Origin of the sequence: Turneriella parva DSM 21527, from assembly GCF_000266885.1 — a bacterium.
GTDB lineage: Bacteria > Spirochaetota > Leptospiria > Turneriellales > Turneriellaceae > Turneriella > Turneriella parva.
On the sequence record NC_018020.1, the window covers coordinates 519,639 to 541,907 of the forward strand.

The following is a 22,269-nucleotide window of genomic DNA, read 5'->3' on the forward strand; positions in this document are numbered from 1 at the left end:
TATGGAAAGGTGCGGATTGATCAAGATATGCGTCGCGTGGGTTGCGCTGGAGAGCATGCCTTTCGCGCAGGCGACGCCAAATGGCAATACGAACCCTTTCACATGCGCGGGCGGCCCCACCGAGTCTTGCCATCCGGTAGAAATGACCGATACGGTAACACCCCTCGAGCAACAACAAGGTGATCTGGCGGTGAACCTCGCGCACTCGCTCGCAAAAGAAAAAAGATATAACGAAGCGCTGCAGACTTACCGCGAATTCGTACGCGTGTTTCCGTGGCATATTCGCGTTCGCGAAGCGCGCGAAAACATGGCCCGAATCTATGAGAAGCGCCAAAGGTTTGATCTGGCGGCCAGACAATACGAAGAACTCTACCGTGCGCTCGGGGTAAGCCAGCTCGGCCTGGCCTATAACCTCGAAGCCGCACGCCTGCACGAATTGCAGGGCGAAGAAGAACGCGCTGTCAGAATCTACAAAGAGCTGAATTCAATCGACCCCAATTCAGAAGCCGCCAAGCGCGCCCGCGAACGTATGGAATCTCTGAATCTGGTGCAAAAAAGCGGCGACTACCTGAAACGCGAGGCCTTTACCGATCAGTCAGAGAAGAGCTCGCCGCAGAAAGAATAAAACGAGTCTTGCTTAATTACCTGCCGCAACTCTTCAAGATAATATTTTTGTTTTACCTCATCGATCTGGTAAACCGGGCAGATGCGCTTGAATTCGGCGAGTAGCTTGTCCCTTAACTTCTGATCAGGCTTGAACGAATCCGTATAGCCTGAAAGCAATACAATGTACTCGGCCAGAATAACCGGCATAAGCAGCGGCTGGTCTTTCTCAAGCTGCTGCGCATCTGCGATTTTATATCTGAGCACGTTGCTTGAGTCGACCAGCTCAGGTGGAAAGTTCCAGGTTTTCATCGCAAACGCAGAGGCATCGGCAGAGGTAAACTGCCACTTCATCATTTCAAGCTGGTGCAATTTTTCTTCATCGGCGGCATCGCCCGACATCTGAAAACAGATTGCATACTCTTCGGGAAACTGGTTCGCCAGAATCGACTTGCCGATTTGACGCAAAAGACCAATCATAAAAACTTCGTCTTTCACCTTTTCTTTGCCGACACGTTCGGCGACAATCTTGGCAATGAGGGCGCTCAAAACAGAACGCATCCAGAGCTCTTTCATGATTTTGAAATTACCCTTCTTGGGAATTATCGACGCAGCAGAAACGAGCAGCGAAAGGCCCTTTACGGTTTTAAATCCTAATAAGGCTATCGCCTGCGACAGATTATTGATGCGGTTGCCACGTGCGTAAAATGCGGAGTTCGCAAGTTTCAAAATTTTGGTCGAAAGCGCCAGATCTGCCTGTACGATATTCTTGATCTGCTCAGCAGAGACGCTGATCTGGCTTTCGTCGATCTGCATCACGCGCGCAGCAACCTGCGGCATCGGAGGCAGCTCAAGATTCTTGAGCTTTTCGGTGAGCATCTGTTTCCCGACGTCCATTTCAATTTTGCAGTGTCAATTGTAATTAGTTCAATAATAAACTTTTTTGCTTTAGAGCGTGCATTTCGCAGCCCAATTGGCTAGTTCTCTTCGATTTTTTTCCAGGTTGATCGGCCATCGCCTGAGACGGGTTTTGGCTCATCTTGTGTGATATCGGGTTTCAGCAGGTAAACATCCAACACCGATTTGAGCCTGGCCAGATATTCGCGACCTATCGCCTGCCACGTGTTGTCAAAGGACGACGATTCGGCTACATAGCCCTCCACTTTAAGCCCCTGCGCGCGGGCGAGAAACAGGGCTCTTGGCAAGTAAAGCTGCTGGCTGACCACGATCGCTGTGCGAACCTGAAATGAGGTTTTTGCCCTGCTCATCGTGTCGTATGTGCGCACCCCGGCGTGATCGAGAAATATATCTTCACCCTTCACGCCATGGCGCAGGCAGTAGTCACGCATAGTGTGGACCTCGTCATAGAACTTACGCGTATTGTCACCGGAGAGTAACAACTTGGGGACGAGCTGCTTGTTATAGAGGTCGATTCCCGCGCGCAGGCGACCGAGCAGTGTATTCGAGGGTTTTTTATTAGGTAAGACGCTTGCGCCCGGTATAAGCGCCACCTGGGCTGGGTGGGGCAGATTCGGATTGCTAACTGAGCCGAAAATGACATCTCGCGTGGCCCAAATAAACGCCAATTGTATGCCTCCGACGAGAACTACGGTCGAAATACTTAGAATCAGCATTGTACGAATGATTTTGCGCATAGGCGTCCGCGACAACGGTAGCATTATCCAAGGGAATAGATGCTCTGCACAGCGAAATGTGCAGTTTTTTCGGTTATGAATCCCTATGTTAGGCAGTGTTTTGTAAGCACTCGATTATTCGTTCAGCCGAGAGGCCCTTTTTCATGATCGTAGAACATTGTTGAAACCAGCTTAGGTTCGCAAATTGGTTTTCGTCCGTCCTGCATTTATAGCTAATAAAAAATTCTTCACGATTCCGACGCCGAGCATAACGGGCACTCCAGTTTTTTCTTTGCTGAATCGACAGAAGACGGCCCGATCGCAAAAAACCCTCAAGCAGTCGTCGAGCATAATTTCTTATCGCAAAATCCAGCATGCGCGAGAGCGACTCTCCGGAATGCATCGCCCGGTGAGTGGCCGCTGCGTGCAGAACGCGATTTATATAAAACGGGCGCACCTGATACCCTCGCCCGTCGATATTGTACCGGCGCAGAGTTGCGGGCTTAACACCCTGTCCCCGCCAGAGGCGCAAGTAGAGGCGCAGCAACTCATCCATGACGCGTGATTCTGAAAACTCTATACCCGCGCGCGATAGCAGTTTGCGCAGGGCGCGCACTCGCCTTACCGACCGGGCGCGCAGGGTAACGGACGTATAGTAGTAATGTAGAGCATTTATGCGTTGCATCTATCTATTAAATACCAGAAATATTCGCCTTTTTCTCACGGTCTCGTTATTTTTTTCCCTACACCCCTTTATTTGTTGACCCACTCTCTCTTTACATCGTGTTCGCTCGCACGTGCGCTTTGCCCTTCGCCGCTTTCTGCTCATGGTACCGACCTTTGTTGGCATCATTACGATTACGTTCTTTTTGATCAAATTACGACCCGACGCCCTAACGACTGCCTCCATGGGGCCCGATGGCTTGAAAGAAAGTTCTGGTCTCGATGAATTTCAAACCAAGATGCGCGCGTACTACGGTCTCGATCAGCCGCTCCATATTCAATACCTAAAGCTCTGGAAAAATATTCTGACTCTCGACTTTTCTGAAAGCCGCATTGATCATCGACCCGTGCTGAGTAAAATTGCAGAGGCGCTGCCGATAACACTCTTCTTCAATCTGCTTTCGGTCTTCATCGTCTATACCATTTCGATTCCGCTCGGTATCTATATGGCATTACACGACGGTGCCAGACGAGAGCACTTGATTGCCACCGTGCTCTACGTTCTCTATGCTCTACCCGGTTTCTGGGTTGCGCTGATGGTGCTCAAATATTTCGGTTCAGCCGAATATCTCGATATGTTTCCGCTTTCGGGTTTGGTTAGCCCCTACTTCAGCAAGCTCGCGTGGTATGAGCAGGTTGCCGATTTTCTCTGGCACCTTGTGCTACCCGTATTTGTCATGGTCTACGGCTCATTCGCATTTTTGAGCCGGTATATGAAATCTTCTTTTTTGGATGCACTCCGTTCTGACTATGTGCGCACGGCAAAAGCCAAGGGTCTCAAGGGCTCCACGGTTATTTACGTGCACGCACTGCGCAACTCGGTGATTCCCCTCGTGACGCTGCTCGGGGGATTGCTGCCTTCTCTCATAGGTGGTTCGGTGATTTTAGAACGTATCTTTACGATACCCGGCATGGGCAAGCTCGCCTACGACAGTTTTTACGCCAATGACGACACGGTGATCATCGCGGTTGTTTCCATATCGTCAGTGCTGACGATGCTTGGCATTTTTCTAAGCGACATCGCCTACATGGCCGTCGACCCGCGCATTCGTTATGGAATGCAGAACGAGAAAATGTGATGCGTGCGCCTAAGTTGTTGTCAAAACTCGCCGACCGCCTCGCCACTGCGCGGCGCGACGGCGCACCAGTTTGGGCCTATTTTTTTCTGTTCATGTTCGTGTTCACGGGTACCTGCGCCCCGGTGCTTTCTTCTTCGCAGCCATTGTTTATTTATGACAAGGCGGATTACGAAGCCAAATCGGGCATTGCGCTCAAAAGATCACCTTTGCTCTATTCTCTGGTTTTTTCAGACGCACAGGTCGAGAAAATAGAATACCGCAGACTGGTCACAAAAGGTGAAATCGGCGCGGTGTTTACGCTGGTGCCGTATTCACCTTATGAAACGGAACTCGAAAACTATCTGAAAGCCCCCAATCTGTTGGGTAGCAGGTTCAAACATTATCTCGGCACCGACGAGAATGGACGCGACGTCGCGGCGCGACTCATTCGCGGCACGCGCAACTCACTACTTGTTTCACTCGTGGCCGTGGGTCTTGCACTCATGATTGGCATTATCGTCGGCGCGACGGCCGGCTATTTTGGCGGTTATGTTGATGCGACGATCAGTCGCCTCATTGAAGTGGTGATTTGTTTTCCCAAACTGATTCTGATTATTGCCGTCATGGCTCTCAAGAAGCCTTCTCTCTTAAACCTCATGATCGTCATCGGCCTCACGAGCTGGACAGGTATTGCGCGGCTCGTGCGCGGCGAGGTGATGCGTGTGCGCAACTTTGACTACGTGCAAAGCGCACGGGCAATGGGTGCGTCGCATTGGCGCATTATCTTTATCCATATCTTGCCGGCAACCGCTGGGCCACTCTCTGTGACCGCTGCATTCGACGTCGCCGAAGCGGTGCTCACAGAATCGGCACTCAGCTTTCTCGGCATCGGCGTCCCCATACCTGAGCCGTCATGGGGCGATGTGCTCAAAACCGCGCAAGATTTTCCCGACATCGCATGGTGGATGACGCTTTTTCCCGGCCTGCTGATTTTTCTCACTGTGATTACGTTCAACCAAATCGGCGACCGTTTGCGCCAGCGTTTCGCGAGGTAACATGAATCTTGTCGGCATCGATCAGTCATTCTGGTTCAAGACCTGGCCTGCCATTTTCTCTAATCTGGTTCTCGTGCTTTTTGTCGTTTTCAAACGCCCGCCGCTCTTTAAATACCTGCTGGTATTTGCGCTGACGACGCTTGCTGACATACTGGTTGCGAGTAAAATCGTTGCCATGCCCGACGACACCTTGCAGACCGCAGTCGAATATGTCTTCGTGCTGATCGGTGACCTGCGCTTTATACTGCTTTTGGCATACTTTCTCTATGCCGGTCTCGGAGCCACCGAGTTGCAGCAACTATCGCTGCCCGGCAGCGTCATTAAACCCGCGTTTATCTTTACACTTTTTCCGACAATTCTGGTGGGTGCCGTCGGTTTCGCAAAGCCGCACCTCTTGACCGAAGCGCGCCATAAATTTCTGGCTTATGAGCTGATCTTTTTCATCTTAACAGTGTTGTGGATCTATATCGTACTGCCGCAAAAGAACCTATCGGCGGCCTCTGCCCGTTTTGTCAAATCTGCCGCTCTGCCTGTATTTCTCTTCTATGGTCTGTGGTCACTGGCCGACATACTCATTTTGCGCGGTGTCGAAGCAGGTTATGCAATCCGCATTGTGCCCAATTTTCTCTACTACAGCGTATTTCTGTGGTGGATTCACCTCGCGCATGGTTCTTCTTTCGGGGCACCGGCGAACCCATTTTCTACTTTGCGCGCTGAGTGAATCGGGTTTAATTTCCTTATGTCTGACAAGTCGCCCAATACCTCAGAGCTGAGCTTAGCTGAAGTACAGAAAATTGCATCGCTGAGCAAGCTGCGTCTCGAGGGCGATGAGCTCGAAAAAATGGCGCATGACTTTAATGGCATTCTGGGCTTCGTGGCGCAGATCAAAGAAGCCGACACCAAAGGTGCGCCGGCGATCGACCACCCGCTGGGCCTCACCAATTCAGCGCGCGAAGATAAGCCCGAAGCGTCGATCGGGCAAGATGCAATACGCCAATTTGCCCCGAAATTCGAATCGGGCTTTTTCGTCGTGCCGCGCGTCATTGAGACAGACGGTTAAGCAAGCAGGGGGCTGACCTGCAGCACGCCGAAGAATTTGCAATCTACCAGAACTATCTGATTTCTGACCAGCGCGAAAAGCTGGTGCAGCCAACAATCTATACCTCGCAGATTCAGCGCGACGGCCGCGAGAACCTGAATATTCTCGACTTCGGCTGCGGCTATGGTTATGTCGCGATGCAGCTCGCGATTCTGCCGACACCCGGCATTCGTGTCTACGCCTGCGACACCGACGAAGAATGCCTCGATGTACTCTGGGGCCGCATAGCCCACCGCGTGGTGAAAAACCTGACCGCGTTTCACTTACCCAACTATTCGCAGATTTCGCTGCCCGGGTGGTTGCCGGCAATGGATTACGTGATCTGCTCGTTCAGCATCGCCGCGCTCGAGCACCCCGACATTGGCCTGCCGCAGCTGGCGCGACAGATGGCGGGCGGCACGCAGTTTATATTTGTCGAATGGGACCCTGAAAAGTCGCATCCATTTATTGATATTTATTTTCCGCCGGCGCGCAGAATTACACCGGCCGACTTCAAACAGCTCATAGAAATGAGCGGCCTTAAATTGCAGTACGAAGAGGTCGGCAAGCACCCCTGTTACGTCATGCGCGCCATAAAAGCGTAAAGTTGATTTGTTTCTGAAGCAAACAAATCAGCTTTACGCGGCAATACTGACCGATCGTTCGGTCACCAATGGTCAAACCCAAAGATATTCTAAGTCAAGATGAGATGTCGGCGTTGCTCGCAAAATCAGACTTTCGCGGCTTCATTGAGCTTGCGACAAGCTGGGGGCTCATCGTCGCCGCATTTGCGATCGTCGGTTTCTGGCCACACCTGCCCACGATTTTTATTCCGGTTGTGGTGGCGTTGATCATTCTCGGCAATCGCCACCTCGCTCTGGCGATTCTGGTGCACGACGCCTGCCACCATGCACTCTTCAAGACGCGCTGGCTGAATGAATTTGCCGGCAAGTGGTTCGCCGCCGCGCCGGTGCTGCAAGATCTCGATGGCTACCGCAACTACCACCTGCAGCACCATAAGTACACTGGGCAAGATTATCAGGGTGAAAAAGGCGACCCCGACATTATTCTCACACGCAACTACCCGATTTCAAAAAAGAGCCTCTGGCGCTGGGTGTTGCGCGACCTGACAGGCCGTTCAGCCCCACGCCTGTATTTGGGATTATTAGCCATGAACTTAGGGCTCATGAAGTTCGATCTGTCGGGCCGAGTCGTCATGTTGCCGCAGCCTGAGCGCACGGCATTCGGCTGGGTGACGTTAGCAATCCGCAAGGTGGGGCCGTTTCTGTTCACGAACGCGCTCATGTTCACAACGCTCTGGCTCGCCGGCAATGGTTGGTTATATTTACTTTGGGTTGGCGCTGCGCTCACGACGTTTCAATTTTTCACGCGCATTCGCTCGATAGCTGAACACGGTATGCTGCCGCGCGTTGCCGACATGCTAAAGAACACGCGTACGACCGAGGTCAGCTGGTGGCATCGCCTGACGTTCGCGCCGCACCACGTGAACTACCATCTCGAGCACCACTTTCTGATGGCGGTGCCTTCGTATCGCCTGCCAAAAATGCACCGACTGTTGAAAGAGCGCGGCGTTTTTGCCGATGCCCCTCTCGCGTACGGCTATGGTGAAATCTTGAGACTTGCAACCACAAAATGACCGAAGGCCATCAGCGTATTTACAGTGTGGCGCAGAGGCTCTTCGCGCTGCGCGGTTACGCCGGCGTCAGCATTGCCGACATCGCTAAAGAGGCAAAAATGGCAAAGTCAACCGTGCTGCACCATTTTGCGAATAAACAAAGACTCTACCAAGAGGTCGTGAATGAAAGTATCGCGCTCTTCGCAGCAGCGCCTGCCGAGCTTGCGCACGCCACGCTCGCCGACAAACTCAAGCACTTGCTCGCAGCGATGCTCGCCGAACCGATGCACGCGAAACTGCTCAACCGGGTTTTTATGGACAACCCCAAAAGCGCAGCTCTCGCAGCGCGCCGCTATTGGCGGCCTTTGCTCGAGCAACTGACGCCGAACGGCGACCTGCACGAACGCGCGCTCGCGCTGTTTTGCGTGAACGCTATTATTCAGATTGCATTCAGCATTGAACTGCAGAGACATGTACTAAAGACGGAGATTGATCTTGTTCAGACGTATAGAGGTGTCATCGACGATTTGGTTTTGAAGGTTTCCCGAAGGGAAACCTTCAAAACCTAAATGCAGTACCCAATGCGCCGCCGACGAGACCGTTGACCATGTCGACCTGTGCTTCGACGCCGATTTCGATGAGAAAGAGTGAGATTTCAAAACCGAGAAGCAGACGGTGCGAAAGTAGCCGTGCCGCTTGGCGTTCTGAGATATCAATTGAGCCGGTGCCGGTGTAAGCACCCACGGACATATCGCCACTGATGTTTAACCCCGTGGTGTATTGACCAACCTGTAAGCCGAGCGAATATCCCAAGAACGGATGAAAGAACATAAGGTCATACCATACCCTAACCTCTGGGCCAATGCCGAGGTACTGCCAGTTGGTGGCCACTTTCGAGGTTACATTGGTGAGCGAAACTGAACCCGAGGTAACACTTTGCCCTGTTTGCGTGACCGACATCGCTCCGGTCGTGTAAGAGGCGAAACCGGCGATCGTGACGCCGGGCTTTAGAAATCCCCCCTCAACCAAATGGTAGCCCATGCGCGCCCGGTATGTACCGAATTTAATCTCTGCCGAGGTGTTGCTGCCGAAGGCGTCAGAACTGAGCGCAATCGGCACGTTGGGAAAAAATGAAAACCGCAGGTCCCATTTGCGGGTGATGCCCATGCCGAAATTGAATGAAATATTCGGCGCCACCAGATATGACGGCACGTTGCCCTGAAGCGATGAATCGACCTCGCTCTTCATTGCCGTGACACGTCCGAACGAGCCGCCGATGCCAAGGCCTACATAAAGCGAAGGAAACTTGCCAAGGTTGTCGCGCGCGATCGGCGCCGAGAGGTGTGATGAGAACGCCATCGCGTCACCATAATAGCGCGAGTAAGATTGAGCCAACTGTGTGTACTTAGCATCAAGTTCTTGCGCCTGTGTCAGTTCAGCGCCACTGAGGCCTGAAAAATTCACCGTGGCATTTAGGGGTAAAATGGCCGCCAGCGCGAGCAGCAAGATAAAAGCGCGGATTAACCCCTTATACATGATTGGCATATATGACGACCCTACGCGCTTATTATCGACAGTTTCGGGTCGCGACTCAACCATTGGCTTCTGTGCCATACTGCAACTTAAACACATTGTGTACCAGATGCGTCGCGAAAAGTGCGATCGCGCAGCCGGCGACGACCGCCGCCACCCTTGATACGGCAGCGCCCCAGTGATCGGTCGAATCGGTCTGCATCAGCGTGATGATCAGCGCCACCAGGGTCGAACGAGCGCCCGCCATCAACTGCAGGCGATGGCAGGCAAAAAGCGCAACGGTCGCGCCGGCGATAATGTTCACGGGATTCTCGAGCGCAGCAAAAAGAAACAGCACGCCGACGAGCACACCGATGATGTTGCCTTTGATGCGTATCACCGAAAGCTGAACAGCGTCTTTGCCCTCTGGTGTCATGACGAGCACAGCCGAGATGAGCGCCCAGATATAGTCGACCTGGCTTACCCAGAGCGAAAGTAGATAGCAAAGCGAAACTGCGATAACCATTTTTAAGAGGTAAATGGCGGTGTTGCGCTTTTGCGGGGTCATGCTGCTTTCGCAAAACCGAGGAGCGCAATGGGGCGAACATAAGAATTCAGATTGCAAAAAGCAACCGAATTTGCAGCATGTAACCCAGAAAAAGCAGGGTCGAAATGGCGTTATTCAAACATACGTTTCGCGTTGAATCGACCAGGCTACCGGGGTACGACTATGCAAAGCCGGGTGCATATTTTGTCACCATCTGCGCAAGAGGCCGCCGTTCTTGGTTTGGTGAAATACGAAATGGTATCATGGCATTGAACGAGGCGGGTAACCTCGTTTGGCGCGAATGGCACAGAACTGGCCAATTGGTACAAAATCTGAAGGTCGATGAATTTATCGTCATGCCAAACCATGTGCATGGTATTCTAATCATCGGTGAATCCATTGACGCCAATACCTTTGGCATACAATCAATTGCCGACAGAAAAACCGTAGAGACGCCCTTTACGGGCGTCTCATTGAATTCGCGCCAAAAAATGAAGGAGACGCCCGGGAAGGGCGTCTCTACAGATCGCGCCAACGCGAATATTTCCATAATCACGAATCAATTCAAACGCGCGTGCACCCTGGGCATTAGACGCAACTTCGCGCCTGATTTTTCCTGGCAAACCAGGTTTTACGAGCACATTATTCGCGATGACGCGTCCCTCACAGCAATTCGGCAATACATTCAGCAAAACCCGGTAAACTGGACAAAAGATGAGTATTATGGTTCATAATCCGTTTATGACGCATACCAGAGCGCAATCACAGAATTCTCAAGATTTAAATCCGTAGAGACGACCTTCATGGGCGTCTCTTTAAATTCAAGGCAGAAAACGAAGGAGACGCCCGTGAAGGGCGTCTCTACAGATTGCGGTAGATGGAGAATTGCCTTGAGAAATGAGATTTCATCTGTCTCGGCCGAGGTCGTAGAATTTACAATAAATAGTCACCACGACAAAACTGTAGAGACGCCCTTCATGGGCGTCTCTTTGAATTGACGGCAGAAAACGGAGGAGACGCCCGTGAAGGGCGTCTCTACGGATTGCGGCACAAGGAGGATTGCATTCAGAAATGAAACATCATCTGTCTCGGGCCGAGGTCGTAGAATTTACAATAAATAGTCACCACGACAAAACTGTAGAGACGCCCTTCATGGGCGTCTCTTTGAATTAACGGCAGAAAACGGAGGAGACGCCCTTCATGGGCGTCTCTTTAAATTCACGCCAAAAAGCGAAGGCGACGCCCGTGAAGGGCGTCTCTACAGATCGCGGCGAAGGGTTTATCGTATAAAAAACGATAGCTATCTTATGGCAACGGGAGAATCACTCCCCCGATGAGCGACCTTTTGACCGCAGCGCGCCGTGAATGGCGGCAGCTCATGCATTTTCACGACGGTGGCCCGGCTGTCTTGAGCGAAGTTCTGTCGGCGTATGGCGAATCGGGGCGATTCTATCACACCGAACTGCACCTGGCAGAAATGACGATGCTGCTCGCTGAGCACCGCGACGACTTCGAGAGCTATGAAAATATTCTATTTGCCTGCCTCTACCACGATGCCGTTTACGACGCCACACGCAGCGATAACGAAGAAGCGAGTACCGCTCTTTGGCGCCGTGATGCGGGCCGGCTTGGGCTCGGGCTAGAGCAGACAGAACAAATATCAATCCTCATCAATGCGACAAAGAAGCACCAGCCGGCGAATGGTAGTTTTGACATGCAGCTTTTTCTCGACGCCGACCTGGCGGTCTTGGGCAGTGAACGGAATCGCTACCACGACTATCTCGTCGCGATTCGCCGCGAATATGCGCATGTGACTGAGAACGCGTACCGCGAGGGCCGCATCGCGGTGCTGAAAAAATTTCTGGCGCGGCCGCAGCTCTACTTCACCGAAACAGCGCGAACGCGTTTCGAAGCGCAGGCGCGGCAGAATCTCGCCGACGAGATTCGTCTGCTGCAAAAGCCCGACACGTTTATCGGGCGCTTCACTCGCAATGCATTGGGCCGCACGGTCTTCGAAATCGACGAGACCAATGCAGAAATTTACGAAAGCATCAAGGCGCACCTGCAGATAAACCTCGGCTTCACCGATTTTTCTAAACCCATACAGGGCCCGGCTGAAATAATCGGCACCTGCAGCAACGGCAGCGTCACGCTTGACTGGGGCTATGACGGCCCGAGCGGCTTCTACATGATGGCAGAACGCGCCGAAGACGAGCCGCTGCTCGCCGAAGTGTGCGAGTCACTGAATGCTCTGCTGCTTGAGCCGCGCTTCAACCACTACCGCACCTACCCGAATTTTGGTAAAATCAAATAGCGGGCAAAATAACAAATAGGTAACGCCAATGACCCTGCTCAAAAATATTTCGTGGGACAACATCTTGCTCGATGTGATGGTGATGGCGTTCTTTCAGTTCGCCTATGCGCCGATCGAATCGTATTTCGTGGCGCGCTTCAACACCTATTACTGGTTTGTCGAGGGCATTCAACTCTACATCTTCATGCTTATGGTCGCGCGTTATGTCTATGACCGCGCCGATGCGGGCAGCGTCATCGACGAAAACTTCGGCGCGTCTTCAATACCCCAGGTCGGCTATGGGTTTGTCGCGCTCGGCGGCCTGTGGCTGATGTTTGCCGGCTTTCAAATGAAAAAACCCGAGAACTGGGTTTTCGGCATTCATTTCTTCGGGCATTTTTTCGCCGCGCTCTGGGTAGCGCTCTATGGCACACGCCTCGGCGCGCTCTTTCACAAGCTGCGCTTTCGCAAACTCACCGTGCACGCGCTCGTCATGGCGCAGGTCACCATCGGCTTCATCGCACTCGAAGCGTGCTTCGCTGCCGTCATCGACGCCGCCGGCAGCGGCAACTCTGGCCTTGCGTTTCGCATCGGCTTCTTTCTCTGGGGCCTCGCCACATTTCTACCGCTGCGCATTTTTCTCATGGTGCAACCACCATTTCACCCACTCGAAATTGCCACCGCCATCGCCGCGTACGTGTGGCTTTTTAGAGCAGCGATTGGGTAGATGACCTGTGGCAGATGTGCATAGTGAGGTGTTGAGGATTAATCACGTACTCAAAGTTGCATTTGACAACGTAACTTGGCGCATTCAGCCAGGTGATGAACGTTAAATTCACATACCTTTACCGCGATGCGGGTAATTATAAGACTTGGTACGATGTAGTGTTCCCGAACCGCACGGGCAAAACGGCTGAGCAGCTAACAGAAGAGATCAAGAAGCACCTGATATCGGGGCAGTATTTTGATAAGGCTTTGGCGCCATTGCCGATTGAACCGGAGCATGATTTCGATGAGGAGCTAGACTATACATGGTTGGAGTTTCATAGTCTTAGGGAGACCCCAGAGTCAAGCACATCGAGCCAAGATATTGAGGATTTTATTGCCTCGCTCGGAGCAAATTTGGCATAGAAACTGTCTCTGTCACCTCTTCAAATATGCGATTACAAATAATCTCGGCGGCAGCTGAATGCCGACTAACTTCGGAAGATATTTGCGCGATGGTAATCCAAGGCCGCATTGTCGGGCAAAAAACGAATGGGGGCTGTCATTACTTTACCTTCGAGCCCCAAAAGGCTGACTTGGTGCATCTTAGATGGCTTCGCCTTCTTGACTTCGGGTGATAGCATTATTTGTAGATCGGGCTGCAGTGACATAAACCCCCGATCGAATGCCCGATCATGAAATGCGCAAAGGGCCAAACCGTTTTGCGGGTCTGCCCGCTGTGTTGTGGTGCGGCTCCACGGTATGATATGACTGGCATTCAGCATGGGCACCACCGCAAAACCGCAAAACGCACACTGGTATTCATAGCTGCTGAGCACGGCATCCCTGAAGAAACCTTGTACCCGGCGAATTTTGACGAGACTCTTTGACTCTGTCTGGTCCGGGTGAATTTCCTTCAGAATAAAATCGGGCAATTCATCGGTTTTGTTTTCTTCACCCAAAGACGACTTGATTTGTGCGCTCTGCAGGGCTAGTTCTTCCCAATGGCCGCTAAACTCATCCCACACCAAACGATCACCGGCGCCGGCGCCGGCCAAACCGCGAATCCCCCGCTCACGCAGCACTGGGTCAAAGCTGGCAAAATTCACCAGCTTCATTGCCAACGCCCCTGGAGTACGCCCGATTACCTTTGCGAGCTTTATGATTTCAGGATTTCTACTGTGCAACTTGCCGAAAGGGGTTCGACAGTAGAACTCTAAGGCAACAATCAACTGCTTGCGAGTCCAAGTATTTCTTCGGGCAGCCAAACTGTTTACCTAAATACAGCTTCTGTGTGCGGAAAGCTTGAGTCAAATCAATTACTTATGACCAGCACGCAAAGAACAATCCAGCGTAGCCATGAAAGCAGCTCTGCAATTTCTGACCTCGAACCTCCGTGTCCTTCGCGGTTCATCTCAACATTCACCACCCCCATTCAACTTGACGCACTGTTGCAATCCGCATGCTTAGAGACATAATACATGCCCGCGAAAGCAGCAAAAATTATCCCGTTTCGCAAGAAAATACACAGCCTGAGCTTCTTCTCTGGCGCGATGGGCCTCGACCTTGGGCTTGAAGCCGAGGGTATCGAACCTCTGTTGGTTTCAGAAATCGACAAGAGCTGTATCGCAACGATTCGCCGCAACAAACCCGATTTAAATGTCATTGGCGACATTCGCGAATATACGCCCGCTCAGATTCGCAAGGCGGCCGGCTTGGGTGCTCGCGACGAAATTGACCTGGTCGTCGGCGGCCCGCCATGCCAGCCATTCAGCACCGCCGGTAAACGACTGAGCTTTGAAGATATCAGAGGCAACGTCTTCTTGAATTTTATTGAAATGATCATTCAGCTGAAGCCTAAACTCGCGGTCATTGAAAATGTACGCGGTTTGCTCTCGGCGCCGTTGATACACCGGCCCCACCAGCAGCGCGGTCGCGGCTTTGCGCCCCTAACCCCTGAAGAGATGCCCGGCGGGGCTTTGTGGTTTGCGTTGAATATGCTGCGCACAGCGAAGTACGGCGTTTCGTTTAATCTCTACAACGCGGCAAATTTCGGTGCACCCCAGAAAAGAGAGCGCGTGATTCTGATTGCCAGTCGTGACGGTGTCAGCCTGCCCTATCTTGAGCCAACGCATTCAAAAGATGGATTGATGAATTTACCAAGATGGCGAACCGTTCGTCAGGCAATCGGCAAATTAAAGATTAAAGAGCATGATTTTGTTAAATTTCCCGAGAAGAGATTGAAATACTATCGGCTGTTAAAGGCGGGCCAGTACTGGAAGCATTTGCCCGAACATCTGCAGAAAGAAGCATTGGGCGCTTCATATTATGCAGGTGGCGGTAAAACCGGCTTCTTACGCCGTTTACCCTGGGACGAAGCTTCGCCAACCCTGGTGACGCACCCGGCGATGCCTGCGACAGATCTGGCGCACCCTGAAGAAGACCGGCCGCTGAGTGTTCAAGAATATAAGAAGCTGCAAGAATTTCCCGATAGCTGGCACATTGAAGGTAAGCTGCTTGATCAATACCGGCAGGTTGGCAATGCCGTGCCGATTTCTTTGGGCAGAGCCGTTGGCAGGCATGTGATGAAATATCTCAACAATGAAAAATTTGTCGTACAGACTGGATTCGAGTATTCACGCTACAAGATGACAGACCACATTTCATGGGAGAGAAATTATCTAAAAACAATCGAAGCCGATAAACAAAGCGTGTTGTTCGCCTAGAGCCACAGATTATCTGGCTCAACAGCCAATGCCGCGGGGTTTGCCCTGAGCGTTTCTTTGACGAAAGCCTCAAAGACTTCTTCTGACAGGGCGCAGTTGCCACCAATGATCTTATTCAGAGCTTCCCAATTGTAACGGCCCGTTGTGGCATTGACCCGGTGCCATTTTAAGATACTGGTGCCAGTTCGCACTCTACTTGAAGAGCTATTCTCAGAATTGCTTCGATTCTTAACCTGCAGCAAAAGGCCAGTGGCACTGACAAAATCGACGCTCTTGATGCTCTCGCCCCATGCGCAGTGCCAGCCATATTTCTTGAGGTGTGTCGCAAGAAATTCTTCCAAAAGCAAACCAAGAATATTCTCTGAAGACATGGATATCCGGTGAGCGTCGCTGATTTTCTTTAGGTCTTCGTCAGACAATCGCCCTAGCCGTGCTTTGATGATTTTCGAAACCATCGTATCGGGCATTGTACCGGGATATCGAGACGACCTCTGCGAGATGCGGTTCGAATAGCTAGAATGGTACTTGCCCAACCACCATAAGAGAATGCGCTGCGGATCGGGGGGCAATGACTTATATTCGGGTGCCAGATCTGGATTCTGGATCAGAACGCCTAGCAGGCAGGTTACTGCTTGCATGTCTGCATCGATACGCTGCATTTCGAAAATTTCGCGGCTCTGTTGCACCAAAGCGGCAAGATTACCTGAACTAATGATGCGCCTCATCGGGCAAATTCATCTGTCTCGCATACACTTGCGAGATATTTTTAGTTTTGCGCATGTGCATTAATTCGGTGGGCAGGCAAACAAGTTACCCCTCACCCCAACGGATTTTTCACCCGCAACCCCGCAAACCTGCTGAAATCACGGTCGAGTGTGTAGATGACCCGCACGCCGTTCTCGAGACACACCGCGGCAATACGTGCATCATGCACCGCCGAACCTGCGACGCGGCTTTTCGCCAGCAGCGGGGCAAAGATTTCGAAACTAGAGCTTGATTCTGTGAGAATCTGAACCGCAGGGGCTGCGATGAGATTTCGGCATTGCCTCATCGCCGTCTCGGGAGCGGTGGGTATCTTAAAAATACGCGCATTGGTGACGATGCCGAAAAATTCAACGAGGCAGTGGTACGGTATGCCATGCTTCTCGTCTGATGTAAGCGCCGTTTCAACAAAAGCTTTTGCGCTTTCATGCCACGGGCTATCGGCGCGATGTGCATAGACCAGAATATTGGTATCGATAGCGTTCACTTTTCACGCTCGTAAAGCAGGTCGCGCATTTTCGGCCAGTTCGCTTCAAGGTCTGGTGAAACGAACCCGCCTTTGCCCACCGCCTCTATGCGCCATGTTTTTTTCACTGGAGCACGCGCAGCGCCAAGGTATGCACGCAGCGCATCTTCAACGAGCCTCGTCATCGTCGTGTGGTTCTCGCGGGCATGCAGTTTAGCCTTCTGCATCAGCTGATCAGGCAAGATCATTGTTGTTTTCATATGGGCAGTATATAAACAGCCATATTATATGGCAATTTTTTTGACCTAATGCCATAGGCAGGCTTCCCAACCCCGCTTGACCACCTGACACAGCCGGGTTCGACTGGCGCATGTTCATCGGACACTTCGCTGTTGGCTTTGCGCTGAAAAAAGCCGAACCTAAGGTGCCGCTCGGTGTGTGGTTTGCCGGCGCGATGTTTCTCGATATTCTCTGGCCGGTGTTTCTGCTGATCGGCATTGAAAAGGCGAGCGTCGTGCCGGGCATCACGGTCGTCACGCCGCTGAATCTTGAAATCGTGCACTGGTCGCACAGCTTACTCATGTCGGCGGTATGGGGCACGCTCTTCGGCGCGGTCGTTTACTGGCGCGTGCGCACGGCGAAAGCATTCCTTCTCACCGCACTCGCAGTCATGAGCCACTGGCTGCTCGACTATGTTACCCACACCGCCGACATGACACTCGCGCCGCACGGCGCAAGAATGGGCCTTGAACTCTGGAACTCCCTGGCAGGCACGCTCGTCGTCGAGCTGGGTATTTTTGCGGTCGGTATCGCGATCTATGTGCGCATGGTTCGCAACGCGGCAAGAAGTGCCTGGATTCATTTCGCAATCCTCATCGTCTTTTTTCTGGTGATGTATGTTGCGGCAATCTTCGGGCCACCACCTCCGAATGACCAAACGGTGCTGGCAGTCAGCGCGCTCGCTCTCACGCCGGTGATCATGTGGGCGAACTGGCTTGATAAAAAATTAGGATTGCATACGTTCTGAACCATGCTCGAACTGCGGCCGACATGCGAGAACTGTAACCGGCTGTTGCCGCCCGAGTCGGCCGAGGCTCGCATTTGTTCTTATGAGTGCACATTCTGCGTGCACTGCGTCGACCACGTGCTGCACAATGTTTGCCCCAACTGTGGCGGCGGTTTCGTGCCGCGGCCGGTGCGGCCGGCGCAGAACCATAAGGGCGATAATTATCTCGGCAAAGACCCGGCTTCGACGGTCGTGAAGCACCGACCGGTCAACGAGATTGAACACGAAAAATTTTCAGCGAGCCTGCGCCACGTGCCGCCGCAAAAGCGGTGACTCGCTTAACGAACCCCCTGCTTCAAGTATCGCAAGCGTGACCACTTCAGCAAGAATGGGACAAGATTCTTGACAATGTGTATAAATTGGCTATTTTATGTGTATGCGCACCAACATTGTACTCGACGACAAACTCGTCAAAGAAGCGATGAGACTAAGCGGCAAAAAGACAAAACGCGAACTGATCGACCATGCGCTGCATGAACTGGTTAAGCTACACCATCGCCGCGCGCTATTGAATCTAAGGGGCAAGCTGCATTGGGAAGGCGATCTCGATGAAATGCGCAAGACCCGGTGATGTCTGCCCCGGTTCTCGTCGACACCTCTGCCTGGATAGACTACCTGTTGGGTCGTGAATCTGAGACCGCAGGCAAGATGAATGAACTCTTAAGCAATGATCAGGTGGTAATTTGTCCTCTGATCGTGCAAGAGATATTACAGGGCCTGAAATCCCAGCAAGAATTTGACCATACGAAATTATTGCTCAGCTCAATGCCACGCCTTCACTTTAATCCATACGACGCAGCAGAGGGGGCAGCGAACCTTTATCGCACATTGCGCAGACAAGGCATCACAATCAGAAAGACCAATGATTGCCTCATCGCATGGTATGCGCTGCAGGCTGGTTGCGCAGTGCTGCACCGCGACCGCGATTTTGATCTAATGGCCAAGCCCCTAAAACTCAAAGTGCTGAAAAAATAGAAAAATACAGCGCGCTGTCACAAACATGCCCCCTGCCCCGTCAGAGGGTTATGAAAACGTTATTCCATGGCTTTGATCTGACCCGCGTGCTGCACAGGGCGAGTGCAGTCGTGCTTTTAATTTTTATCTTACCGCACATCGCGAACCACCTCATGGCACTAACGGGCATTGAGACGCATATCGCGGCGATGCGCCAGCTGCGGGCCGTTTACCGTTTTGCTGCGGTTGAGGTATTGCTGCTTGCCGCAGCACTGCTGCAGGTGGTTACCGGTTTGGTGCTCGCCTACCATGGCCGCCATAAACGCCTGGGCTTTTGGCCACGACTGCAGACCTGGTCAGGCATTGCGATCGCGACATTCTTGCTGCAGCATGTGCCGGCAGTGATGGTCGGGCGCTACCTGCAGCAACTCGACACGAACTTCTATTTTGCGGCCGCAGTGCTGCAGGGCGGTCTGCACAAATATTATTTCTTTCCCTATTATTTTTTAGGATTAACCGCCGTCTTTGTGCACCTTGCTGCGGCGTTGCGGCTACGCATGCAGCCGGGCTTCGCGCGCACCTTGGCAGTCTGCACCCTCTTCGTCACGGGTATGGGTGCCGCAGTTCTAATATTGCTTTGCTTCGGCGGCGCACTCTATGAAGTTCGTCTGCCTGCAGGCTATAAGTTTTTATGAGCGCCTCTCACCTGACACTCTATACCGAGACGCGACCACGGCTCTTGTCGCTTGCATACCGCATGACAGGCAGCCTGGCCGACAGCGAAGACATTCTGCAAGAGGCATGGCTGCGCTTCGCGCAAGTACCTGCAGAGAAAGTAGGTTCGGCAGCCGCACTGCTGACGACCATCGTCACGCGGCTATGCCTCGACCTCTTGCGCAGTGCGCGCAAAAAGCGCGAAACCTATGTGGGCCCGTGGCTTCCCGAGCCGATGCCCGATCTTTATCTCGCTCACGAAGATGCGATGCAGCGCGAGACGGTCAGCTATGCCTTCTTGCTGCTGCTGCAGAAGCTTGCGCCGGCAGAACGCGCGGTTTTTATCTTGCGTGAAATTTTTGACTATGACTATATAGAAATCGCCAAGGTCGTGCGCAAGAGTGCTGACAACTGCCGCCAGGTATTTCACCGGGCGAAAAAGTCACTGCGCCGCGAACTCGGTGTTCAAACATCTGCCGGCCCGCACGAACGAGAGTTGCTGGCAGCGTTTCTTGCCGCCTGCAGCGGCGACAACCTGGAAAAACTGGTGCAGATGCTCGGGCACGATGCGACGCTTCTCAGCGATGGCGGTGGCAAGGTGAATGCGTCGTCAATACCGGTGGTGGGCAAAAGCAAAGTGGCCAAGTTTATATTTGCCGTGCGGCACAAGGGTGGTCGTAAACTCTACTATGCAGCGCGAATGAATAATACCGACGCGATCATTATTTACGCTGATGGCAAACCGTATGCCGCGCAGTTTTTTGAATATGGTCACGGGAGAATCACGCGTACGCTGATTGTCAGAAACCCAAATAAGCTCACGCTTTTCGCTGACCGTGAGAAGCTACTGAGCCAGGGCATTCTGCAGCCTGTGGCTAAATTTCTGGGCGCTAAAGCAACCCTTCTCATTGCCGCAAACAGCTTGATGCGATTTTTGTTCTCGCGCCGCGCGCCTTCAGCGCTTCGGTGAGCCAACCTATTTCACCGCGGCAGACTGGGCAGAACGGGCCCATTTGTAGCAGCCACCGTTTGATTCACTCAGCCCGCCGCTGCACGAGTCAAGCGCCTGGCAGCGCTCATAACCTTCGCCGTGGTAGATACCACCGACTTCTGCCGGCACCCATTCGTATCGACCTGAGGCGTTCTCCATCCAGTAACAAAAATAAGGCAGCGAATTCGACTTCGGCGCCTCACCGGCGATCGAAGCTGCCAGCAACACCGTAGCGGGCGCCCCAAAAATTAATTCTTTCATGACACTTAGACGCCGCAGAGAGACATTTGCGATTTTTTTCTACGCGCCACTGCCGCATATATTCGCCACAGCCTGATTTTTTATCTACAATATACCCATGCCTCTACCAGCGCCGCGCACAATCTTACTCAGGGCAGGGCGCTCCGTTCTATACCTCGCAGGCATCTTTCTCTTCGCCGCCGCGGTGAATTGGTACCAAGCACCCGCCACGCAGAACATTGCTCCGATTCACCAGCTCAAGCTCGCATCGCTTAGCGGTGAAAAAAACCAGATTGTAATTACCGGTGGTAAAAAGACCGTGATCTATTTTTTTGCGCCATGGTGCGCCGTTTGCAAGGTCAGCATGGACGCTCTGAATTTTTTTGAGGATAGCAAGCGTGTGCAGGCGATTGCCGTCGGGCTTGACTATGAAAATGTTGAGGAGCTCAATCCATTCCAAACTAAAGTCAACGTGCCAGTCTACGCGGGTAGTCACGAACTTCAACGCCGGTTCATGGTAGATCGCTTTCCTGCTGTCTACATATTAAACAATGACGGCTCGGTTGCGCATGTGATCGTCGGCTATACCAGCCGTTTCGGCATCTGGATCAGAACGTTACTCTGATTGTTGTCCTGCGGACAACAATCAGACGTCAAACGAACTCTGCGCGCGAATGCGTTTGATGTTCATGTCGTTCATGATGCGCCCATCTTCGGGCATGACAACCGGCCTGATCGCGAGGCGCTCGGCCATTTCAGAATACGAGAGCATGCGGCGCTCGCCCGGTTTGCGCGGTGTCGAGTGAAACTTCGTGCGTATATCGAGCTCTGCGGTGCGGGCTGCAAGCAGGTCGTAAAGCGCGTCGGCCGAATTTGCTGCGCCGCCGTTGATGAGAAGAATTCGGTTGCCGTCGATATTCGGGCGGCGGCGAATATCCCACGCTGAACCGAAAACTGAAATGTACGTGGCGTCTTCGTGCGCGGTGATCTCGGGCAGAACCCATGTGTTTGAAATAAAAATGCCACCGGGTGCAAGGCGCTGCTTTACGAGCTGCAGAAACTCATACGTCATGAGATTCGCCGGCACATAGGTGCTGTCGAATGCATCGAGCAGCACGATATCGTATTTTCCCGTGCGGCCCGACATATGCGTGCGCCCGTCGGCGCAATGCACCATGACCTTTGGGTCGAGCGCAAAATGCTCGCGTGCAATGGCAATCACCTTCGCGTCGGGTTCGCACGCCTCGATCTCTACATTCGGGAAATGCCGGCGCAGAAAACGGCAGAGAATGCCGCCGCCGAGACCGATAATCAGCGCGCGGCCTTTGCGTTTCGGTGCATAGCCAACCCACGTGAGCATCGCGAGCGCGCAGAGCTGCACGTACGAGTGCACGAGGTAGTCGGGCTGGTCTTTGCGCCAGACTGACTGCTCGCGGTCACCCTGCACAAGCCTGACGGTACGGTGATCGGTTTTTAGCTGCAAGGGATTTTAGTACATCGCTCCCC

General features: G+C 52.7%; 31 protein-coding genes. 20 read left to right on the forward strand and 11 right to left on the reverse strand.

The annotated features are described in order from the left end of the window. Positions 1-142: 142 nt before the first annotated feature. Positions 143-625, forward strand: coding sequence for a tetratricopeptide repeat protein (locus TURPA_RS02415; RefSeq protein WP_169314392.1), 483 nt, complete (start codon positions 143-145; stop codon positions 623-625). Here the strand turns inward: TURPA_RS02415 and TURPA_RS02420 are convergent. From TURPA_RS02420 to TURPA_RS02430, 3 genes are all read right to left on the reverse strand, one after another. Then, the gene (locus TURPA_RS02420; RefSeq protein WP_014801689.1) at positions 592-1,500 is read right to left on the reverse strand and encodes an HDOD domain-containing protein; all 909 of its coding nucleotides are present in this window, start codon (positions 1,498-1,500) and stop codon (positions 592-594) included. The genes TURPA_RS02415 and TURPA_RS02420 overlap by 34 nt on opposite strands. An 80-nt stretch (positions 1,501-1,580) precedes the next feature. Then, positions 1,581-2,258, reverse strand: coding sequence for a SanA/YdcF family protein (locus tag TURPA_RS02425; RefSeq protein ID WP_014801690.1), 678 nt, complete (start codon positions 2,256-2,258; stop codon positions 1,581-1,583). An 88-nt stretch (positions 2,259-2,346) separates the two neighbouring features. Next, positions 2,347-2,793, reverse strand: a complete 447-nt coding sequence (locus TURPA_RS02430) for a hypothetical protein (protein ID WP_245536803.1) — start codon at positions 2,791-2,793, stop codon at positions 2,347-2,349. A 241-nt stretch (positions 2,794-3,034) separates the two neighbouring features. On the opposite strand from TURPA_RS02430, the gene TURPA_RS02435 reads away from it, so the two are divergent. The 7 genes from TURPA_RS02435 to TURPA_RS21300 all read left to right on the forward strand — a co-directional run bounded on the left by TURPA_RS02435 (position 3,035) and on the right by TURPA_RS21300 (position 8,356). Next, positions 3,035-4,039, forward strand: coding sequence for an ABC transporter permease (locus tag TURPA_RS02435; protein WP_014801692.1), 1,005 nt, complete (start codon positions 3,035-3,037; stop codon positions 4,037-4,039). Beyond that, the gene (locus TURPA_RS02440; protein ID WP_014801693.1) at positions 4,039-5,073 is read left to right on the forward strand and encodes an ABC transporter permease; all 1,035 of its coding nucleotides are present in this window, start codon (positions 4,039-4,041) and stop codon (positions 5,071-5,073) included. Before TURPA_RS02435 ends, TURPA_RS02440 begins: the two co-directional genes overlap by 1 nt. A 1-nt stretch (position 5,074) precedes the next feature. Next, positions 5,075-5,794: a hypothetical protein gene (locus TURPA_RS02445; protein WP_014801694.1), complete on the forward strand. Its 720-nt coding sequence runs from the start codon at positions 5,075-5,077 to the stop codon at positions 5,792-5,794. Between the two features lie 18 nt (positions 5,795-5,812). Continuing rightward, positions 5,813-6,133, forward strand: coding sequence for an Asp-tRNA(Asn)/Glu-tRNA(Gln) amidotransferase subunit GatC (gatC, locus tag TURPA_RS02450; RefSeq protein ID WP_014801695.1), 321 nt, complete (start codon positions 5,813-5,815; stop codon positions 6,131-6,133). Positions 6,134-6,216: 83 nt separating this feature from the next. Next, on the forward strand, positions 6,217-6,756 hold the full coding sequence (locus TURPA_RS02455) for a class I SAM-dependent methyltransferase (protein ID WP_014801696.1): 540 nt from the start codon (positions 6,217-6,219) through the stop codon (positions 6,754-6,756). Positions 6,757-6,824: 68 nt separating this feature from the next. Then, entirely contained in the window at positions 6,825-7,808 is a 984-nt protein-coding gene (locus TURPA_RS02460) for a fatty acid desaturase family protein (RefSeq protein ID WP_014801697.1), read from the forward strand. Then, positions 7,805-8,356: a TetR/AcrR family transcriptional regulator gene (locus TURPA_RS21300; RefSeq protein ID WP_014801698.1), complete on the forward strand. Its 552-nt coding sequence runs from the start codon at positions 7,805-7,807 to the stop codon at positions 8,354-8,356. The genes TURPA_RS02460 and TURPA_RS21300 overlap by 4 nt, the downstream gene beginning before the upstream one ends. Here the strand turns inward: TURPA_RS21300 and TURPA_RS02470 are convergent. Together TURPA_RS02470 and TURPA_RS02475 are read right to left on the reverse strand one after the other, a co-directional pair. After that, positions 8,346-9,401 (reverse strand): hypothetical protein, encoded by a 1,056-nt coding sequence (locus TURPA_RS02470; RefSeq protein ID WP_014801699.1) that lies wholly within the window; start codon positions 9,399-9,401, stop codon positions 8,346-8,348. The two genes, TURPA_RS21300 and TURPA_RS02470, sit on opposite strands and share 11 nt — an antisense overlap. Beyond that, on the reverse strand, positions 9,379-9,867 hold the full coding sequence (locus tag TURPA_RS02475) for an FUSC family protein (RefSeq protein ID WP_014801700.1): 489 nt from the start codon (positions 9,865-9,867) through the stop codon (positions 9,379-9,381). Before TURPA_RS02475 ends, TURPA_RS02470 begins: the two co-directional genes overlap by 23 nt. A gap of 104 nt (positions 9,868-9,971) precedes the next feature. Here TURPA_RS02475 and TURPA_RS02480 point away from each other — a divergent pair, with 104 nt between their 5' ends. The 4 genes from TURPA_RS02480 to TURPA_RS02495 all read left to right on the forward strand — a co-directional run bounded on the left by TURPA_RS02480 (position 9,972) and on the right by TURPA_RS02495 (position 13,270). Next, the gene (locus TURPA_RS02480; protein ID WP_014801701.1) at positions 9,972-10,580 is read left to right on the forward strand and encodes a transposase; all 609 of its coding nucleotides are present in this window, start codon (positions 9,972-9,974) and stop codon (positions 10,578-10,580) included. 599 nt (positions 10,581-11,179) lie between these two features. Further along, entirely contained in the window at positions 11,180-12,160 is a 981-nt protein-coding gene (locus TURPA_RS21305; RefSeq protein WP_014801703.1) for an HD domain-containing protein, read from the forward strand. Positions 12,161-12,188: 28 nt separating this feature from the next. Then, a complete protein-coding gene (locus TURPA_RS02490) occupies positions 12,189-12,866 on the forward strand; it encodes a hypothetical protein (protein WP_014801704.1) in 678 nt (225 codons plus the stop codon). 95 nt (positions 12,867-12,961) lie between these two features. Continuing rightward, positions 12,962-13,270 carry a hypothetical protein gene (locus tag TURPA_RS02495; protein ID WP_014801705.1) on the forward strand — a complete coding sequence of 103 codons (309 nt, stop codon included), beginning with the start codon at positions 12,962-12,964 and terminating at the stop codon, positions 13,268-13,270. 65 nt (positions 13,271-13,335) lie between these two features. On the opposite strand, the gene TURPA_RS02500 is transcribed toward TURPA_RS02495, so the two are convergent. After that, positions 13,336-13,962 (reverse strand): HNH endonuclease, encoded by a 627-nt coding sequence (locus TURPA_RS02500; protein WP_157210367.1) that lies wholly within the window; start codon positions 13,960-13,962, stop codon positions 13,336-13,338. Between the two features lie 363 nt (positions 13,963-14,325). On the opposite strand from TURPA_RS02500, the gene TURPA_RS02505 reads away from it, so the two are divergent. Continuing rightward, entirely contained in the window at positions 14,326-15,570 is a 1,245-nt protein-coding gene (locus TURPA_RS02505) for a DNA cytosine methyltransferase (RefSeq protein ID WP_014801707.1), read from the forward strand. Here TURPA_RS02505 and TURPA_RS02510 read toward each other — a convergent pair. The 3 genes from TURPA_RS02510 to TURPA_RS02520 all read right to left on the reverse strand — a co-directional run bounded on the left by TURPA_RS02510 (position 15,567) and on the right by TURPA_RS02520 (position 17,058). Continuing rightward, positions 15,567-16,295: a SinI family restriction endonuclease gene (locus TURPA_RS02510; RefSeq protein ID WP_014801708.1), complete on the reverse strand. Its 729-nt coding sequence runs from the start codon at positions 16,293-16,295 to the stop codon at positions 15,567-15,569. The two genes, TURPA_RS02505 and TURPA_RS02510, sit on opposite strands and share 4 nt — an antisense overlap. A gap of 92 nt (positions 16,296-16,387) precedes the next feature. Continuing rightward, positions 16,388-16,819 carry a TA system VapC family ribonuclease toxin gene (locus TURPA_RS02515; protein WP_014801709.1) on the reverse strand — a complete coding sequence of 144 codons (432 nt, stop codon included), beginning with the start codon at positions 16,817-16,819 and terminating at the stop codon, positions 16,388-16,390. Then, positions 16,816-17,058, reverse strand: coding sequence for a DUF2191 domain-containing protein (locus TURPA_RS02520; protein ID WP_014801710.1), 243 nt, complete (start codon positions 17,056-17,058; stop codon positions 16,816-16,818). Before TURPA_RS02520 ends, TURPA_RS02515 begins: the two co-directional genes overlap by 4 nt. A 110-nt stretch (positions 17,059-17,168) precedes the next feature. Here TURPA_RS02520 and TURPA_RS02525 point away from each other — a divergent pair, with 110 nt between their 5' ends. The 6 genes from TURPA_RS02525 to sigJ all read left to right on the forward strand — a co-directional run bounded on the left by TURPA_RS02525 (position 17,169) and on the right by sigJ (position 20,502). After that, positions 17,169-17,825 (forward strand): hypothetical protein, encoded by a 657-nt coding sequence (locus TURPA_RS02525; RefSeq protein ID WP_014801711.1) that lies wholly within the window; start codon positions 17,169-17,171, stop codon positions 17,823-17,825. A 3-nt stretch (positions 17,826-17,828) separates the two neighbouring features. Then, positions 17,829-18,137 carry a DUF1272 domain-containing protein gene (locus TURPA_RS02530; protein ID WP_014801712.1) on the forward strand — a complete coding sequence of 103 codons (309 nt, stop codon included), beginning with the start codon at positions 17,829-17,831 and terminating at the stop codon, positions 18,135-18,137. Positions 18,138-18,240: 103 nt separating this feature from the next. Beyond that, the gene (locus TURPA_RS02535; protein WP_041948257.1) at positions 18,241-18,435 is read left to right on the forward strand and encodes a type II toxin-antitoxin system VapB family antitoxin; all 195 of its coding nucleotides are present in this window, start codon (positions 18,241-18,243) and stop codon (positions 18,433-18,435) included. Beyond that, on the forward strand, positions 18,435-18,839 hold the full coding sequence (vapC, locus tag TURPA_RS02540; RefSeq protein ID WP_014801714.1) for a type II toxin-antitoxin system VapC family toxin: 405 nt from the start codon (positions 18,435-18,437) through the stop codon (positions 18,837-18,839). The genes TURPA_RS02535 and vapC overlap by 1 nt, the downstream gene beginning before the upstream one ends. A gap of 50 nt (positions 18,840-18,889) precedes the next feature. Beyond that, positions 18,890-19,513: a hypothetical protein gene (locus tag TURPA_RS02545; protein ID WP_014801715.1), complete on the forward strand. Its 624-nt coding sequence runs from the start codon at positions 18,890-18,892 to the stop codon at positions 19,511-19,513. Continuing rightward, positions 19,510-20,502: an RNA polymerase sigma factor SigJ gene (gene sigJ / locus TURPA_RS02550; RefSeq protein WP_014801716.1), complete on the forward strand. Its 993-nt coding sequence runs from the start codon at positions 19,510-19,512 to the stop codon at positions 20,500-20,502. The genes TURPA_RS02545 and sigJ overlap by 4 nt, the downstream gene beginning before the upstream one ends. A 6-nt stretch (positions 20,503-20,508) precedes the next feature. On the opposite strand, the gene TURPA_RS02555 is transcribed toward sigJ, so the two are convergent. After that, positions 20,509-20,784: a hypothetical protein gene (locus TURPA_RS02555; protein ID WP_014801717.1), complete on the reverse strand. Its 276-nt coding sequence runs from the start codon at positions 20,782-20,784 to the stop codon at positions 20,509-20,511. Positions 20,785-20,881: 97 nt separating this feature from the next. Here TURPA_RS02555 and TURPA_RS02560 point away from each other — a divergent pair, with 97 nt between their 5' ends. Further along, positions 20,882-21,388: a TlpA family protein disulfide reductase gene (locus tag TURPA_RS02560; protein ID WP_014801718.1), complete on the forward strand. Its 507-nt coding sequence runs from the start codon at positions 20,882-20,884 to the stop codon at positions 21,386-21,388. Positions 21,389-21,409: 21 nt separating this feature from the next. On the opposite strand, the gene TURPA_RS02565 is transcribed toward TURPA_RS02560, so the two are convergent. Then, the gene (locus TURPA_RS02565) at positions 21,410-22,246 is read right to left on the reverse strand and encodes a spermidine synthase (RefSeq protein WP_157210368.1); all 837 of its coding nucleotides are present in this window, start codon (positions 22,244-22,246) and stop codon (positions 21,410-21,412) included. Between the last annotated feature and the right edge of the window lie 23 nt (positions 22,247-22,269).

Excerpts from the sequence above, each read along its gene's own strand:
- TURPA_RS02415 (WP_169314392.1), top strand. The coding sequence starts at position 143 with ATGACCGATACGGTAACACCCCTCGAGCAACAACAAGGTGATCTGGCG.
- TURPA_RS02420 (WP_014801689.1), bottom strand. The coding sequence starts at position 1,500 with ATGGACGTCGGGAAACAGATGCTCACCGAAAAGCTCAAGAATCTTGAG.
- TURPA_RS02425 (WP_014801690.1), bottom strand. The coding sequence starts at position 2,258 with ATGCGCAAAATCATTCGTACAATGCTGATTCTAAGTATTTCGACCGTA.
- TURPA_RS02430 (WP_245536803.1), bottom strand. The coding sequence starts at position 2,793 with ATGGATGAGTTGCTGCGCCTCTACTTGCGCCTCTGGCGGGGACAGGGT.
- TURPA_RS02440 (WP_014801693.1), top strand. The coding sequence starts at position 4,039 with ATGCGTGCGCCTAAGTTGTTGTCAAAACTCGCCGACCGCCTCGCCACT.
- TURPA_RS02445 (WP_014801694.1), top strand. The coding sequence starts at position 5,075 with ATGAATCTTGTCGGCATCGATCAGTCATTCTGGTTCAAGACCTGGCCT.
- gatC (WP_014801695.1), top strand. The coding sequence starts at position 5,813 with ATGTCTGACAAGTCGCCCAATACCTCAGAGCTGAGCTTAGCTGAAGTA.
- TURPA_RS02460 (WP_014801697.1), top strand. The coding sequence starts at position 6,825 with ATGGTCAAACCCAAAGATATTCTAAGTCAAGATGAGATGTCGGCGTTG.
- TURPA_RS21300 (WP_014801698.1), top strand. The coding sequence starts at position 7,805 with ATGACCGAAGGCCATCAGCGTATTTACAGTGTGGCGCAGAGGCTCTTC.
- TURPA_RS02470 (WP_014801699.1), bottom strand. The coding sequence starts at position 9,401 with ATGGCACAGAAGCCAATGGTTGAGTCGCGACCCGAAACTGTCGATAAT.
- TURPA_RS02475 (WP_014801700.1), bottom strand. The coding sequence starts at position 9,867 with ATGACCCCGCAAAAGCGCAACACCGCCATTTACCTCTTAAAAATGGTT.
- TURPA_RS02480 (WP_014801701.1), top strand. The coding sequence starts at position 9,972 with ATGGCGTTATTCAAACATACGTTTCGCGTTGAATCGACCAGGCTACCG.
- TURPA_RS21305 (WP_014801703.1), top strand. The coding sequence starts at position 11,180 with ATGAGCGACCTTTTGACCGCAGCGCGCCGTGAATGGCGGCAGCTCATG.
- TURPA_RS02490 (WP_014801704.1), top strand. The coding sequence starts at position 12,189 with ATGACCCTGCTCAAAAATATTTCGTGGGACAACATCTTGCTCGATGTG.
- TURPA_RS02495 (WP_014801705.1), top strand. The coding sequence starts at position 12,962 with ATGAACGTTAAATTCACATACCTTTACCGCGATGCGGGTAATTATAAG.
- TURPA_RS02500 (WP_157210367.1), bottom strand. The coding sequence starts at position 13,962 with ATGAAGCTGGTGAATTTTGCCAGCTTTGACCCAGTGCTGCGTGAGCGG.
- TURPA_RS02505 (WP_014801707.1), top strand. The coding sequence starts at position 14,326 with ATGCCCGCGAAAGCAGCAAAAATTATCCCGTTTCGCAAGAAAATACAC.
- TURPA_RS02510 (WP_014801708.1), bottom strand. The coding sequence starts at position 16,295 with ATGAGGCGCATCATTAGTTCAGGTAATCTTGCCGCTTTGGTGCAACAG.
- TURPA_RS02520 (WP_014801710.1), bottom strand. The coding sequence starts at position 17,058 with ATGAAAACAACAATGATCTTGCCTGATCAGCTGATGCAGAAGGCTAAA.
- TURPA_RS02525 (WP_014801711.1), top strand. The coding sequence starts at position 17,169 with ATGTTCATCGGACACTTCGCTGTTGGCTTTGCGCTGAAAAAAGCCGAA.
- TURPA_RS02530 (WP_014801712.1), top strand. The coding sequence starts at position 17,829 with ATGCTCGAACTGCGGCCGACATGCGAGAACTGTAACCGGCTGTTGCCG.
- TURPA_RS02535 (WP_041948257.1), top strand. The coding sequence starts at position 18,241 with ATGCGCACCAACATTGTACTCGACGACAAACTCGTCAAAGAAGCGATG.
- vapC (WP_014801714.1), top strand. The coding sequence starts at position 18,435 with ATGTCTGCCCCGGTTCTCGTCGACACCTCTGCCTGGATAGACTACCTG.
- TURPA_RS02545 (WP_014801715.1), top strand. The coding sequence starts at position 18,890 with ATGAAAACGTTATTCCATGGCTTTGATCTGACCCGCGTGCTGCACAGG.
- sigJ (WP_014801716.1), top strand. The coding sequence starts at position 19,510 with ATGAGCGCCTCTCACCTGACACTCTATACCGAGACGCGACCACGGCTC.
- TURPA_RS02555 (WP_014801717.1), bottom strand. The coding sequence starts at position 20,784 with ATGAAAGAATTAATTTTTGGGGCGCCCGCTACGGTGTTGCTGGCAGCT.
- TURPA_RS02560 (WP_014801718.1), top strand. The coding sequence starts at position 20,882 with ATGCCTCTACCAGCGCCGCGCACAATCTTACTCAGGGCAGGGCGCTCC.